Origin of the sequence: Rhizobium sp. LjRoot30, assembly GCF_964253915.1 — a bacterium.
Taxonomy (GTDB): domain Bacteria; phylum Pseudomonadota; class Alphaproteobacteria; order Rhizobiales; family Rhizobiaceae; genus Metarhizobium.
Map to the genome: position 1 here is coordinate 1 of NZ_CAXUSG020000015.1, position 13,997 is coordinate 13,997.

The window sequence follows — 13,997 nt, forward strand, 5'->3', positions numbered from 1 at the left end:
GCCTTAATCCGAATAACAACAGTTACTAATACAAACTAGTAGACGTGGCTTTCGTGGCGCTGATGCCACATCGCAGCCCCGTTTTGCCCCCCGAAACCTGTCAAAGTGCCGACGCCGTATCATTTTGGCACAAAACAACCGACCTGCGCCGCCGCTACCACAACTATTCGCCACTCGAATCAAGGAACCGATAGTTAATAGGCCGCTAAGACATTTGTTCTAATTTGAGCGCATCCTTTGCGTTTTAGTGAGTAAGCCTGTGAGCGATCGGTTTCGAGAACTTGAAAGTCCCGTGGCCATGAGAAAAAAGGATGTTGTGCTGATGGCCACAGTATCGAGTTTCGAAAACCTGCAGTTCCCGACGAAATCGGAACTGCGGCAGTTCGCGGAACTCTTTGCACCGCTGTTCAAGGCTTCCAGCGAGGAAGCGAAACGGCAGGCCGTCGCCGCTCTATCTCAATGCCCGCAGGTGCCGCAGGCCGTGGCCCTGTTCATCGGCAGCCAGCCGATCGGCGTTTCGGCGATCTTCCTCACCTGCTCCCAGTCGATCAGCGACGAGACCCTGATCACCATCGCCCGCACGCAAGGCGCAGCGCACGCCCATGCGATCACCCGCCGCGAAAACCTCTCGCCGATGGTCATCGACGCCCTCGTAGACGTTCGCCAGGCCTACCCCGTCAGGGGCGTGACGGAAGCTGCCGAACAGGCGCCAGCTGTGCCGGACATCACCCTCGCCACGCCGGTCTCGCCCGCGCCACCCTTCGCCCCGCCGGAGATCGTTGCCGAGCCGGCCGCTCCCATGCAGGCGCCTGTCGCAAACCGGGAAGAAGCCCTCCGCGAGGAATTGAAGGGTCTCGTCCGCCACCTTTCGCATCCGAAAGAGGACCGGCTCGGCCTGCGCACCGCCACCGAGATGCAGGAAGCCCTGCTCGTGCGTTTCGCCCGCACCCGCGAGGCCGATCATTTCGCCACGACGCTCGCCCATTCCCTGTCCGCCAGCCGCTGGCTCGCCGAACGCATCATGCTGGATATCTCCGGGCTACAGCTTGCCACCACGCTCGTCAGCCTCAATCTCCATGAGACGGACACCGCACTCGTCCTGACGCGTTTCTATCCGCATCTTGCCGAACGCATCGGCGAGGCAACGCGTGCCGAGGCATTGCTGCAGGGGCTCGATCCGGCGGAATGCGATATCCGTGTCGAAGCCTGGCGCCGCGCCGACAGCTACACCTTCGGCAACAGCCAGCGCGGCTTTGGCGAGGACCGGTCGCCGGCAACCAGCCAGAACCGCGGCGTCCAGCAACTGCGCCCGGACAGGGATTTGCGCACCTTCGGCCGCCGCTGAAAACGATCCTTCAGCGGCCCTTGCCCTCATCGGCAACCGGAAGCAGGTCGCCGATGTCGTCGATTTCCACTTCCACCACCCACAGGTCGGAATCGAACTTGCTCTCACGGGCCAGCAGCGCCTCGACTGCTGCCGGCTCCACCCGGTCGAGCCGACGCTCGAACAGCCGGCCGGCCACATCGTCTTCACCGAAGGCATATTGCGGCGCCGGGGCGTAGAGGCTTTCGAGCCCGTCGCGGAACCGCTGGCGCACGAAGATGGCGCCTGCTTCCGCAGCACCATGACGCTCGATGGCGGCGAAGCCACCGAGACCAAAAACCCGCCGCGTCAGGGCGGCGACGAAGATATCCGATTTCAAACGCATGCGGCTGTCATAAGGCCGCCGGCGCCGGTCGGCAATGGTTCAAGCCATGTCGTGCGGATGGTGAAGCCATGTTCTGGATACGGCGGCGGTGTCGGCGAGAGGGAGATGTCCGACGTCGAGGCTGCCCCGGCCAGCAACCGCTGCGTTCTTGGGGAAGCTACAACGCGCCGATTTCTTTCATCTTTTTGAGAACGGCCTGGCTGGGCTCACCCGTCTGGGGGAGACGGTAGTGTTTTTCGAAGTGACGGATCGCATCGCGGGTCTGGGCGCCGGCGACGCCATCGACACGGATGTCGGCATAAGCGAGGTTGCTCAGCCCCTTCTGGATCTTCATCACCAGTTCCGGATCGGCAATGGCCGTCGCCGGCTTCGCCTTCTGCGTCTCGGCATCGCGGATGGCGGCGGCGACGGGATCGATTTCCGATTCGCTCGAGGCGACGTCCTCGGCAGGGCGCTCCTTCGGCAGAACCGCATTGCCGCTACCCGCCGTCCGCAGCGCAGCCAGCAGTTCGGGCGTGGCTTCGCCGTTCTGCGGCAGGCCGGTACGGATCTCGAACGCCAGGATGGCGGCGGCTGTCCGCGGGCCACTGACGCCGTCAGCCGCGCCGTTATAGAGGCCGCGACCGATCAGTTCCGTCTGCACGTCGCGCACCAGCGTCGAGACTGGCGGCTGCGCCGACACCGCCTCCCCGGAGGCGGCGATGACATCCTCGATGCTGGCGGTTTCCGTCTGGTCCGGACGCTCGATCTTGAAGGTGGTCACCTCGCCGGTTTCGACGCGCGGTTCGTTGCGCTGGCCGGAAAAGGCGTTCGGCTCGTCGGGATTGCGCGTGCGGAAGAACGGCGACGGATGTTCGCCATGCTGGTACCAGAGCGCATTGGCGGAGACGAAGGAAAAGATGACGATGAAGGCCGCCGTGCCGCCAACAAGGGCGGGATTGCGGCCAATAAGGCGCAGGAGACCGTCGAAAGCCCGCGAGGCGACGCCCGGAGGGCGGCGCACCGGCTTCCTCTTCTCAGGCGATTTTCGCGGTCGCTTGCTCATGAACATCATCCTCATGCTGCGCTTCGACGGGTTCCGGAGCGCCCTTCAGGCGCGGCGGGAATTCCACCGTTCTTGCCCAGTCCGCCGCATCATCGGCGCTGGAGGCACCGGAGCCATCCATCGGCACCGTAATCGTGATCACCGTGCCCTCGCCGGGCCGGCTGGAAATCGCAAAGCGGCCGCCGTGCAGCGCCACCAGTCCCTTGACTAGCGACAGGCCGAGCCCGGTGCCCTCGTAGCGACGGGTATAGTCGTTCTGCACCTGCACGAAAGGCTGGCCGAGCGTTGCAAGCTTGTTTTCCGCAATGCCGATGCCGGTGTCGCTGACCGTCAGCACCAGCTCGAAACCGTTCGAGGCCGCATCGACGGTGACGACACCACCCTCGTCGGTAAACTTGATGGCGTTGCCGACCAGGTTGATAAGAATCTGCTGGATGGCCCGCTGGTCGGCGATGACCTCGCCAATGCCGCGCTGCACCCGGCTCGTCAGCGTCAGGCCTTTTTCACGCGCCTGCAGGGCCAGCATCTCTTCGCAGGTGCGGATCGACTCGCCGATGACGAAGGGTTCCATCATCAGCTCGTAGCGGCCGGCCTCGATCTTGCTCATGTCGAGCATGGTGTTGACCACCGAAAGCAGGTGCGCCCCGGACTGACGGATCAGCCGCACATATTCGCGCTGCCGATCGTTTTCCAGCTTGCCGAAATATTCGCCGGTGAGGATATCGGAAAAGCCGAGGATGGCGTTGAGCGGCGTGCGCAGCTCGTGGCTGACGGCGGCGAGGAACCGCGTCTTGGCGTCATTGGCCGATTCGGCCTCCGCCGCCTTGCGGACCGCTTCAGCCTTCAGGGACTGCTGCAGCGAGATATCCTGCATTTGGCAGAACACAGAACTCAGCGTGCCATCGGCGGAGCGAACGGCGGTCAAATCCAACCGGACATGGATGAACTGATCGCTGGCCGGCACCACCGTCGGGCGGTCGATGCGCAGGTCGACGGAGATCGCCTCCTCGCCCTGCCGCAGGCAATCGAGCGCCTGCATGAAGTGCAGCCGGTCGGAGACATGCAGCTGATCGAAGAAACCGCGCCCGGCCGGATCGCGCATCCAGGACAGGAAGGTTTTGCGGTCGCGGCCGGCAAGGCCCGTGACGCCGCCGTAAGGGTCGATAAAGAGAATGAGGCCGGCGCAGGCATCCAGCAGGGCGCCATCCGGCGCCGGAGCGGCAATCTCCGGGCGCGCCGTCTGCCGCAGCCGCGACAGGGCAATGGAACCGACGGAGGAAAACAGGAAGCCGGCAGCCACGAGCGTGACGCCGACCGGCAGGGCGACGGCGGGGCTCGCCACCGCCGACAGCGCCACCGGCACAGCGAACAGCGCGGCGGAGGAGGTCAGCGCAAGCCGGCGCAGGATGGCGATCTCGTGCGCCGGCACGTCGTGCCCATCGCCCGTCCGGGCCAGCCAGCTTGCCGCCGCCCGGTCCAAAAGTGCTGTCGCACCATCCACGATCTTCCTGAAAACCTGCACACCAAAACCTTGAAAAGGGTCTCTCAACGGCCCCGACAATAGGCTTCCTGCACTTAAGGAAAGGATAAAGCAAAAGGCTGGGAACCGGCCGAAAACCGGCGAAAATCCCGTTTTCGGACATTGCGGATGCCCTTTGTCTTTCGTGGTTAACGCACGGTAAGCAAAGAGTTTTTTGGATTTTTACCTTCCGCGTTAACGATTGTGGCAGCTATTGCCGCTGCAAACCTAGGCGTTTGCTGGAGGCGGCTGCCCAGATGTTTAACGGCAGCCATTAAAATGCCGCTCAAATACGGTTCAAAATGGAAAAGATGGGATTTGAGACAAATTTTGCGAAAACCCGAATGGCTTTTGCAAAGCGATTTTGTCATCCCGTCCCTAATGTCGAGATCAAGAAATCGCCCAGGAACAATCCGGCACCAAGACCGGGGACAGGCAGGGAAAACGATATGATGTGGTTTGCGATCAAAGGGACGTTCTGGTTCTCGCTGGTGCTCGTGCTCCTGCCGATCTTCGACAAGGAGACGGCGACGAAGCTGGAGGGCGCGCCCCAGGTGGAAATAACCGACGCCCTGTCCGCGGCAAGCGGCGCCTATGAATATGTCAGTGCCTTGTGCACCGAAAAACCCGAGGTCTGCGAGAAGGGTTCGGAAACCTTCACCGCCCTCGGTTACCGGGCCCGCGAAGGCGCCCGTATCGCTTATGAATTCCTCGACAACCGCTTCCGTGACGACGGCACCGAGAAGACGGCGGCGCTTGCCACCGACATCCAGGAGGCAGCCGAGCCGGAACAGGCGATGCCGACCATCGACGACGACGTGCTGACCGGAACCGTCATCCCGCTGCCGAAGAAGAAGCCGCCGCATACCTGATTGAAGCTTTGCCGCCGGTCCGGCCGACTTGTTCGAAGCGACCGAAACTGTCCTGACTGTGCGCCGCGTGGGTCCTGTCCCTTCCCCGCGGCGCATTTTTTTGATTCATTCAAAACTTCATTTCTTGCGGCTCATCCCTTATATGCGGTGCGAGATGCCACGAACGGAACCGCAGATGACCCAGCTCGACCAGATCATTGACGACTTCGCTTTTCTGGACGACTGGGAAGACCGCTACCGCTATGTCATCGAACTCGGCAAAGCGCTTCCGGACCTGCCGGAAGACAAGCGTACGGCGACCAACAAGGTGCAGGGCTGCGCCAGCCAGGTCTGGCTCGTCACCCATGCCGAAGATGGCGGCAGCGATCCGGTGCTGACCTTCGAAGGCGATTCGGATGCTCATATCGTCCGTGGCCTGGTGGCGATCGTGCTCGCCACCTATTCCGGCAAACATGCCTCCGAGATCGCCAAGCTCGATGCGATCGACGTCTTCAACAAGATCGGCCTGGTGGAGCACCTCTCCTCGCAGCGCGCCAACGGCCTGCGATCGATGGTCAACCGCATCCGCGAGGAAGCCCGCATCCGGGCCGCCTGAGACTTACAGTTCGGGACGATAATCCTCCGCCCCCCAATGCCCGATGCCGGTATGTTTTTTGCGCCTCGGCGGCTGGTAGTGACGGGCCAGCGCCAGCAGTGCCGTGCGCAACATGAGCTTGGCCGAACGGGCCGGCCATTGCCGTTCGCGCTCGATCAGTTCCAGCCCCTTGGAAAAGCAGCAGGCATCCAGCGCCACGCCGGAAAGTTCCGGCCCCATGGCCTCGACGGCGCGGGCGACGCGCTCGCGCGCCGCCAGCGCGCTGTCACCCAGTTCCGCCGCACCGCCACGATCCCCCCGGCTACGGCTCGCCAGCCGTGGTTCCCACGAGGCGGTCATCCGTGGCTGCAACTGTCCGCGGGTAAAATCGGCATGCAGGCGTTCGCCGGCACTCACGGCTTCCGCCGGCAGGAAGGCCTCACCCTGCCGGCCTTTCAGGCGCGCCAGCAGGCCGAGCGGCGATTCCGCATGGTTGATCCGCACCGGCTGGCGCACGCCCTCCACCTCGGTTGTCGAGACGGAGACGTCACGGTGCTGCTCCTGGAACACCTCTTCGCCCTCGGCCATCGACCGCCGCAGGAACGTCCGGGCATCGTCGGTGGCTGCGACCCGTAGCCCTTGCCGGCGGACGAGCCCGAGCGCTGCCGCCTGCCGCAGCAGGTCGCCGCCGAAGGCACGCGCGGCACCGTCTTCCCGCCGGAGCAGAACTTCGGCGGCGGCGGCACTCGCCACCACCAGATCCGCCCGCTGACGGCCAAGGAAACGCAGCAGACGGACGAGATCTTTCCGTTCCGCGACATGAGGCAGCACATCACTCATGGACGATCGCTCCGGACTGGGTGAATACAGAAGTGGAAATACGCTCGAGGGCGGCGACGAAATCATCGAAGCCCGGATCGTCGCGCCTGTCCTCGACCACGGCGCAGGCATGGCTGACCGTCGTCCTGTCGCGGCCGAACGCCTGCCCGATGTCGCTGAGCGAGATGCCAAGCGATACATGGCAGACATACATGGCAATCTGCCGGATGTGGCAATGGGCGCGACGCCGGTCGCGGCGCATCTGCACCCGGTCGGAGGCCAGCATCAGCATTTCCGCCGTCACCTGCCGCACGATGCGGCATATGGTGCGGACCGGCAGAACCGCCGGCCGAAACACCCGCGGCTGGCCCGGATCGTCGGATGCGCACTCCGCGGCGACGCCGGGCGGTGTCAGATCGATCGTTTTTTCGTATGGCATCAGGCGAACTCCCATAAATAGGAATTTATTCATACACCCTAACGCAGATGCGGGGATGGAAGAAATCACCGCGTCACAACCATCCGTTGTTTTTGTTTAAAAATTTATGAATATCAAAGAAAATTTGGGATTTTTTTCCTCACTTCATCCCCGGACAATAAAAAACCGGGCCAAAGGCCCGGTCTGTGTCACGCCATGGCGTGGCGGATCATTTACCGCGCTTGCGGCGCTGGCCGAGACCCATTTCCTTGGCGAGTCGCGAGCGCGCTTCGGCATAGGCCGGCGCGACCATCGGATAGTCGGGGGCGAGATCCCACTTTTCGCGATACTCTTCGGGAGAAAGATTGTGGTGGGTCATCAGGTGCCGCTTCAGCGACTTGAACGAACCGCCGCATTCGAGGCAGGTGATCTGGTCGTCCTGGACCGACTTGCGGACCGAAACGGCGGGCTTCTGTTTTTCGACCACGGTCACGGCAGGCGCCGGCGCCGTGGTGCTGCTCAAGGCGGAATGCACGTCGGAAATAAGATTCGGAAGCTCTCCGACCGGCACCACATGATTGCTGACATAGGCAGCCACGATGTCGGCGGTCAGCTCCACCAACAATTCCGGGCTGCTGTCATAAGCCGAGTCTGTCATTTTCATTCTCCTGTTCAAAACCTTGCCCAGCACTCGCTTCTTCACAAAACGCAGCGCCATCAGTTCGGATATGCAACAAAAAGCCGCCTGCCAGGTGCACACAACAAGATGTTGCACCGAAACCCACCCCTAGGCTTCAACGACAGTCGGCTATCTCGCCGTCCGGCACTGTTTTGGAACTGTCCTCGCAATATGCACCGCACTTGGGCATCGCCAACGCCTGCATATCCATGACTTTCCCCCGGATAAGGCCATAAGTGAAAGCGGACAAAACTAAATCAATACCGGAACTCCGATTTTTTTTGGATTATCATCATTTCCAGAAAAGTCCAATTGCAAAATCTACCATCTCAGTTTTAAGCATTGCTAGAATGTTGCAAGCATCAAGTTTTAAAACACAAACTTGCCGCAATAGCTAAACAGAACAATTCTTCCAGAACCGGGCGGCGGCGGAAACCGGAATTATACTTATTTTTTGTTGTCTTGGCGGCCGCCGCGCACTGATAACGTGCTGATTCGATATCCAGATCTTTGCGCCGCCCGTGCCAGCAGATGAGCAGCGACCGGTGCCGTCAGGACAAGAAAGACGATGCCGGCAATCGCCCTGAGCAGCACCGCAAGTTCCCCCGAATAAAGACCTGCCGCGAGAAGCAGCAGGCTCGCTCCCACCGTGCCGGCTTTCGAAGCCGCATGCATGCGCGTAAAAAGATCGGGGAAACGATTGATGCCGATCGCCGCCGTCAACGCGAAGGCAGATCCGGCAACCAGCAGGAAAGCGCACAGCAGTGCGAACGAATCGGCAATCATCGTCTCGCCCTCCCCGGCCGGCGGTTTCTCCTGGCGTTGCTTCGGCGGACCGTATCCGCTGCCGGCTTGCCTGCCCCTTCGTCGGCAGCACGGTGGCGATGCGACAGGATGAAGCGCGCAAAGGCCACGGTCGCCAGGAAACCGACAAGCCCCAGCGCAATGGCGATGTCGATGTAAAGAAAGAAGCCGGTCTTGACGGCGATGACGGCGATCAGGCCGATTGCGACGGCGACCAGCATATCCAGCGCCACAACCCTGTCGGCAATCGTCGGGCCGCGCACCACCCGCATCACCGTCAGCAGCAATGCCAGCGTCAACAGGCCGAGCGCAAGCAGGATAGCCGCGGAAAGAATGCTCTGCGCCATCAGGGGAAGGCCTCCATGATCCGGCGTTCGAAGGTTTCGGCGATGCTGCGGCAGAGTGCTTCCGGATCGCGGCAATCGAGCGCGTGAACGTAGAGAAACTGCCGGTCTTCGGACACGTCGACCGAAAGCGTCCCCGGCGTCAGCGTGATGCAGTTTGCGAGCAGCGCGATTTCGAAATCCCGACCAAGCCGCAGCGGAAAGGCCACCATGGCCGGATGGATATCGAGGCGCGGCCGGACTGCGGCGACGGCAACGGACCAGGCCGACAGCGCCAGTTCCCGCAGGAAAACGAGGCCGAGCAGCAGCAGTGCCACGGGCCGGACCGCGGGCCTGCCGATGCCACGGTGCTGGCGGGTGATGCCAAGGCAAAGCACCGCCAGCACCAGGCCAAGCAGCAGATTGGCGGGTGAAAAGCTGCCGGTGACGACAGCCCAGACCGCGGCCAGCACGAGGGAAGCGGCAAGGCGTCTCATGGTGCGCTCCCCTGTGGAAAGACGGAACCGATGTAGGCTTCGGGATTGTCCAGCGTGATCGCCGCATCCTGCACGGTGCGCAGCAGCGTTTCGGGAAAGACGCCGAAACCGGTGACCAGCGCCGCCAGCAGCAGCACCGGGCAAAGCGCGTGCCAGCGCAAGGCCAGCACCGGCGCCGCGCTCTGCGCCGCAGGGCGCGAAAAAGCCAGCAGGAAGAGGCGGCCGAAAGCGATGGTCAGCAGGAAGCCCGAAAGCAGGATGGCGCCTGCCAACCACCAGGCGCCGACATCCAGCGCCGCCTTGACCAGCATCGCCTTGGGCCAGAAGCCGGAAAACGGCGGCAGGCCGGATGCGGCGAAAAACAGGCTCAGGCAAAGGCCGGCAAACCAGGCATGCCGCCCGTAGATCCCGCCGAGGGCCGCAAGCGAAAAACCGCCGCCGATCCGCCCGGCCTCGCCGATGACGAGATAGAGCGCCGTCATCAGCACCATGGAATGCAGCGCATAAAACATCGCGCCGCCGATGCCGCCCGGACCGCCGAGCGAAAGTCCCGCCAGCATGGTGCCGATGCCGGCAATGACCACGAAACCGAGCATGCGGCGGACGTCGTTCTGCGCCAGCGCCCCCAGTCCCCCCAGCAGCATGGTGGCGACGGCGACGGTGGCGATCAGCGGCTCCAGCTGCTCGCGCTCGAGCGGAAACAGCATCACGGTGACCCGCAGCAGCGCATAGATGCCGACCTTGGTCAGAAGCCCGGCAAACAGCGCCGCCACCGCAGGGCGCGGCGTGTGATAGGCGGCCGGCAGCCAGAAATTCACCGGGAAAGCCGCCGCCTTCATGCCGAAGGCAAGGACGAACAGCGCCGTCAGCGTCACCAGCGGCGCCGTCTCCCGCAGGGCTGGCGCCTTGATGACGATATCGGCCATGTTGAGCGTGCCGAAGACGGCATAGAGGATACCGACGGCGATGAGGAAAAGCGTGGTGGCGATGAGGTTCAGCACCGCATATTTCAGCGCACCATCGATCTGCGCCCGTTCCGGCCCGAGTGCGATCAGGCCGAAGGAGGCGATCAGCAGGACTTCGAACCAGACGTAGAGATTGAAGATATCGCCGGTGAGGAACGCGCCGGAGACACCGGCCATCAGCATCAGCAGCATCGGATAGAAGCCATCGTTGCGGCCGGCGGCTTCATCCTCACCCGCCGCAAACAGGCAGACCACGAAAGCGACGATTGCGGCGGCAAGCGCCATGAGGACGCCGGTGAGATCCGCCGTAAAGGCGATACCGAAGGGCGGCAACCAGCGGCCCATCACCATCGTCACCGGCCCGGTCTGCAGCACCTGCCGCAGCAGCAGCAGCTCGATCACGACGAGAAATGCCAGGCTGGAAACGGCGATCGGCGCCTGCAGCCGCGGCCGGCGCCACAACATCGCCAGCACGGCGGACAGCAGCAGGCAGGAGACGGCGGGCAGCACGACAAGCCACTGCGCGCCTGTCGCCGGACCGGCCGAGAGTGCGGCGGACACATCAATTGCGGGAGATGCCGCCATGCTTCAATACCCTTTCGGCGGCGCCGGTTCGTCGACCGGTTCGGCAAACCGCATCTTGTCGGTGTCGTCGGTGCCCAGCACCTTGTAGCTGCGATAGGCCAGCACCAGCAGGAAGGCAAAGAGCGAAAACGAAATGACGATCGCCGTCAGGATCAGCGCCTGCGGCAGCGGATTGGCGGCCGTTTCCGGCAGGCGCTCGGCCCCCTCGGCAATGATCGGCGGAACCTCCCGCGTCAGCCGCCCGGCCACCAGCAGCGTCAGGTTGACGGCATTGCCGAGCAGCACGATGCCGAGCAGCGTGCGGATGAGATGTTTCGACAGGATGAGATAGACTGCCGCAGCAAAAAACAGCCCGGCAAGCAGGCTGAACCAGACCTCCATCACACGCCCTCCTCTTCCTCGAGCGCCAGGACGATGGCGAGAAGCGCGCCGACGACGACCAGATAGACGCCGAGATCGAAAAGCATGACGGTGGACAGTGCCACCTCGCTGCCGAGCACATGCACGGTCGCCCAAAGCCCGGTCATGAACGGCACGCCGGCAGCGGCGGAAACGAAGCCGGCGATGCACGAGAGAAACAGCCCGAAAGCGGCGACCGACACCGGATGGAAGACGATCGCCCGCCGCACCGTCTCCACACCCGACGCCGCGCCATAAATCGCCAGCGCGGCAACGGCAACGAGGCCACCGATGAAACCGCCCCCCGGCGCATTGTGCCCGCGCAGCAGCACGAACAGCGAGAAAAGCAGCATCAGGCTGGTCAGGAAGGGTGCGACGGTCTTGAAGATCGGGCTGTTCATGAAGTCACTTGCTCCTTTCCGTCCGCGCCGAAACACCGAGGCGGATGAGCGCCAGGATCGCCATGCCGGCCGCCAGGACAACGGCGATTTCGCCCAGCGTATCCGTGCCGCGGAAATCGACGATGATGACGTTGACGACATTGGCGCCGTGGGCGATCACCTTGGAATAGGCGCCGAAGAAATCGCCGAGCGCCGTATCGAACGCCCCTTCGGTTGCCTTCAATAACAACAGCGTGAGACCGAGGCCGCAGCCGAGGGCGATGGCGCCGTCGGCAAGCCGCTGCCCCGTCGGCCGGCGGTCGGAAGCCTGCAGCCGGAGCCGCGTCATCACCAGCGCCAGGATGACCACCGACAGCGTCTCGATCATGAACTGGGTAAAGGCAAGATCCGGCGCGCCGAACAGCAGAAACAGCACAGCGACGGCAAAACCCTGGATGCCGAGCGCCACGATCGCCGTTAGCCGGTCGACGGCCACGAGAACGGCGACGAGCCCGATCACGGCAATAAGCAGCATGGCGAGTTCAGGCAGCGACGGCCAGGGGAATGCCAGCATGGAAGGCGCCTCGCCCCACAGGAACAACGGCAGGAGCAGCACCCCGGCCACCGCCACGAAGGTGACCGACAGGTAGATATCGAGCCGTCCCGGTTGGACGAAACGCGTCACCCGCACCGAAAGCCTGACGAGGACATCGAGCACCTCGTCGAACCCCTGGTCCGGTCCCGGCCCGAGCGCCTGGAAAAACCGCGCCAGTGCATGGCGCAGCCGGTCGAGCAGCAGATAGGCGGCAAGCCCCAGCACGATGGTCGCCAGCGACAGAACGAGCGGCAGGCCAAGATGCGGGATCGGGCCGACCGTGATCACCGTCGCTTCCCCCCTGACGGCGGTCGCCATCGGCGAGGAGACAAGGGCATGGAACGGCGTCGACAACAGCGCCGCGGCCAGACCGGCAAACGCCAGAACCGCCGGGCCGATCCACATCAGGGCCGGCGCTTCATGCGGATGCCGGGGCGTGTCCCGGCTTTTGCCGAGGAAGGGTTTCAGCGCCACGGCAAAGGCCGCGGCAAACATCAGCGCATTGCCGCAGACGGCAACGGCGGTGAAGAGGATCGCCCGCAGATTGCCTGCGGCGAGCGCCAGGTAGATTTCCTCCTTGGCGAGAAAACCGAAGAATGGCGGCAGGCCGGCCATCGACAGGGCCGCCAGCAACGCCGCCGCGAAGGTGACGGGCATGGCGCGCCGCAAGCCGCCGAGGCGGGTGAGGTCTCGGGTGCCCGTCTCGTGGTCGATAGCGCCGGCAACCATGAACAGCGCGCCCTTGAACAAGGAATGGCCGACCAGATAGAGCACCGCCGCCTCGATGGCATAGGGCGAGCCAAAGCCGACCAGCATCACCAGGAGGCCGAGAGAGGCGACGGTGGTATAGGCAAGCATCAGCTTCAGATCGGTCTGGCGTAGCGCCATCAGCGCCCCGGTCAGCAGCGTCCCGCCGCCGAAGACGGGCAGCAGGATTTCCCAGACCGGCGTGCCGCCCATGGCCGGATGCAGCCGCATTAGCAGATAGACGCCGGCTTTGACCATCGTTGCCGAATGCAGGTAGGCGGAAACCGGCGTCGGTGCCTCCATGGCGTTCGGCAGCCAGAAATGGAAGGGAAACTGCGCCGACTTGGTGAAGGCGCCGACCAGCACCAGCAACAGCGCCGCCAGATAATATGGACTGGCCTTCACCGCCTCGCCGTAAGACAGGAGCAGCGACATCTGGGTGACGTCGGCGATGTTCCAGAGCAGCAAAAGGCCGGCCAGCAGGAACAGACCGCCGCCGCCGGTGACAAGCAGCGCCTGCAGCGCCGCCCGCCGCGCCGCCGGCCTTTCGTGGTCGAAACCGATCAGCAGGAAGGATGTGATCGAGGTCAGTTCCCAGAAGACGAACAGCATCAGGAAACTGTCCGACATCACAAGGCCGAGCATGGCGCCCATGAACATCAGGAGGAAGGACAGGAACCGCCCCTGCTGCGGATGCCCCTTCATATACCCGCCGGCATAAAGCACCACGAGGACGCCGATGCCGGTGATCAGCAGCGCAAAGACCAGCGCCAGCCCGTCGATGTACCAGGAGAAGGACAGATTGTAGCTCGGCACCCAGGCATAACCGCCGGTCACCGTTTCGCCGCGCGCCACCTCGGCGATAAAACTTGAAAGGTGCAGGAATGCTGCCGCCGGCGCCAATGCCAGCAGCCAGGCGGCGCGATGGCCGAAAAGGCGAAACAGAACCGGGGAAAGGCAGGCTGCGACGAAAGGCAACGACAGAGCAAGGAATGTCAGGTCGGTGGCACCGGCAGTCATTGCCTCTCCATTATTTTGAGTGCGGACCCGTGCCGGCCCTTCGGAAA

16 protein-coding genes are annotated in these 13,997 nt (G+C 63.4%); 3 read left to right on the top strand and 13 right to left on the bottom strand.

The window, feature by feature from the left end; translation table 11 throughout:
- Window positions 1-259 precede the first annotated feature (259 nt).
- The gene (locus tag ACSQ3I_RS23250) at window positions 260-1,345 is read left to right on the top strand and encodes a DUF2336 domain-containing protein (RefSeq protein ID WP_436002851.1); all 1,086 of its coding nucleotides are present in this window, start codon (window positions 260-262) and stop codon (window positions 1,343-1,345) included.
- A gap of 10 nt (window positions 1,346-1,355) precedes the next feature.
- On the opposite strand, the gene ACSQ3I_RS23255 is transcribed toward ACSQ3I_RS23250, so the two are convergent.
- The 3 genes from ACSQ3I_RS23255 to ACSQ3I_RS23265 form a co-directional block, all read right to left on the bottom strand.
- The gene (locus tag ACSQ3I_RS23255; protein ID WP_436002853.1) at window positions 1,356-1,709 is read right to left on the bottom strand and encodes a DUF1491 family protein; all 354 of its coding nucleotides are present in this window, start codon (window positions 1,707-1,709) and stop codon (window positions 1,356-1,358) included.
- A gap of 157 nt (window positions 1,710-1,866) precedes the next feature.
- Complete coding sequence (locus tag ACSQ3I_RS23260) at window positions 1,867-2,754, bottom strand: peptidoglycan-binding domain-containing protein (protein WP_436002855.1); 888 nt, start codon at window positions 2,752-2,754, stop codon at window positions 1,867-1,869.
- Window positions 2,726-4,276 (bottom strand): sensor histidine kinase, encoded by a 1,551-nt coding sequence (locus ACSQ3I_RS23265; RefSeq protein ID WP_436002856.1) that lies wholly within the window; start codon window positions 4,274-4,276, stop codon window positions 2,726-2,728. Before ACSQ3I_RS23265 ends, ACSQ3I_RS23260 begins: the two co-directional genes overlap by 29 nt.
- Window positions 4,277-4,725: 449 nt before the next feature.
- On the opposite strand from ACSQ3I_RS23265, the gene ACSQ3I_RS23270 reads away from it, so the two are divergent.
- Together ACSQ3I_RS23270 and ACSQ3I_RS23275 are read left to right on the top strand one after the other, a co-directional pair.
- The gene (locus ACSQ3I_RS23270; RefSeq protein ID WP_436003037.1) at window positions 4,726-5,145 is read left to right on the top strand and encodes a DUF5330 domain-containing protein; all 420 of its coding nucleotides are present in this window, start codon (window positions 4,726-4,728) and stop codon (window positions 5,143-5,145) included.
- A 175-nt stretch (window positions 5,146-5,320) separates the two neighbouring features.
- Window positions 5,321-5,740, top strand: a complete 420-nt coding sequence (locus ACSQ3I_RS23275) for a SufE family protein (protein ID WP_436002858.1) — start codon at window positions 5,321-5,323, stop codon at window positions 5,738-5,740.
- A gap of 3 nt (window positions 5,741-5,743) precedes the next feature.
- Here ACSQ3I_RS23275 and ACSQ3I_RS23280 read toward each other — a convergent pair whose 3' ends face one another.
- The 10 genes from ACSQ3I_RS23280 to ACSQ3I_RS23325 all read right to left on the bottom strand — a co-directional run bounded on the left by ACSQ3I_RS23280 (window position 5,744) and on the right by ACSQ3I_RS23325 (window position 13,950).
- Window positions 5,744-6,559 (bottom strand): DUF6456 domain-containing protein, encoded by an 816-nt coding sequence (locus ACSQ3I_RS23280; protein WP_436002860.1) that lies wholly within the window; start codon window positions 6,557-6,559, stop codon window positions 5,744-5,746.
- Window positions 6,552-6,977: a helix-turn-helix domain-containing protein gene (locus ACSQ3I_RS23285; RefSeq protein WP_436002862.1), complete on the bottom strand. Its 426-nt coding sequence runs from the start codon at window positions 6,975-6,977 to the stop codon at window positions 6,552-6,554. Before ACSQ3I_RS23285 ends, ACSQ3I_RS23280 begins: the two co-directional genes overlap by 8 nt.
- 208 nt (window positions 6,978-7,185) lie before the next feature.
- Window positions 7,186-7,614: a MucR family transcriptional regulator gene (locus tag ACSQ3I_RS23290; RefSeq protein WP_436002864.1), complete on the bottom strand. Its 429-nt coding sequence runs from the start codon at window positions 7,612-7,614 to the stop codon at window positions 7,186-7,188.
- Window positions 7,615-8,082: 468 nt separating this feature from the next.
- Complete coding sequence (gene mnhG / locus ACSQ3I_RS23295; protein ID WP_436002866.1) at window positions 8,083-8,421, bottom strand: monovalent cation/H(+) antiporter subunit G; 339 nt, start codon at window positions 8,419-8,421, stop codon at window positions 8,083-8,085.
- The gene (locus tag ACSQ3I_RS23300; protein WP_436002868.1) at window positions 8,418-8,786 is read right to left on the bottom strand and encodes a cation:proton antiporter; all 369 of its coding nucleotides are present in this window, start codon (window positions 8,784-8,786) and stop codon (window positions 8,418-8,420) included. Before ACSQ3I_RS23300 ends, mnhG begins: the two co-directional genes overlap by 4 nt.
- Window positions 8,786-9,259, bottom strand: coding sequence for a Na+/H+ antiporter subunit E (locus ACSQ3I_RS23305; protein ID WP_436002870.1), 474 nt, complete (start codon window positions 9,257-9,259; stop codon window positions 8,786-8,788). The genes ACSQ3I_RS23300 and ACSQ3I_RS23305 overlap by 1 nt, the downstream gene beginning before the upstream one ends.
- Window positions 9,256-10,809, bottom strand: coding sequence for a Na+/H+ antiporter subunit D (locus ACSQ3I_RS23310; RefSeq protein WP_436002871.1), 1,554 nt, complete (start codon window positions 10,807-10,809; stop codon window positions 9,256-9,258). The genes ACSQ3I_RS23305 and ACSQ3I_RS23310 overlap by 4 nt, the downstream gene beginning before the upstream one ends.
- A 3-nt stretch (window positions 10,810-10,812) precedes the next feature.
- Entirely contained in the window at window positions 10,813-11,190 is a 378-nt protein-coding gene (locus ACSQ3I_RS23315) for a Na+/H+ antiporter subunit C (RefSeq protein ID WP_436002873.1), read from the bottom strand.
- Window positions 11,190-11,609: a Na(+)/H(+) antiporter subunit B gene (locus tag ACSQ3I_RS23320; protein ID WP_436002875.1), complete on the bottom strand. Its 420-nt coding sequence runs from the start codon at window positions 11,607-11,609 to the stop codon at window positions 11,190-11,192. Before ACSQ3I_RS23320 ends, ACSQ3I_RS23315 begins: the two co-directional genes overlap by 1 nt.
- Before the next feature lie 4 nt (window positions 11,610-11,613).
- Window positions 11,614-13,950: a putative monovalent cation/H+ antiporter subunit A gene (locus tag ACSQ3I_RS23325; protein ID WP_436002877.1), complete on the bottom strand. Its 2,337-nt coding sequence runs from the start codon at window positions 13,948-13,950 to the stop codon at window positions 11,614-11,616.
- Window positions 13,951-13,997: the final 47 nt, after the last annotated feature.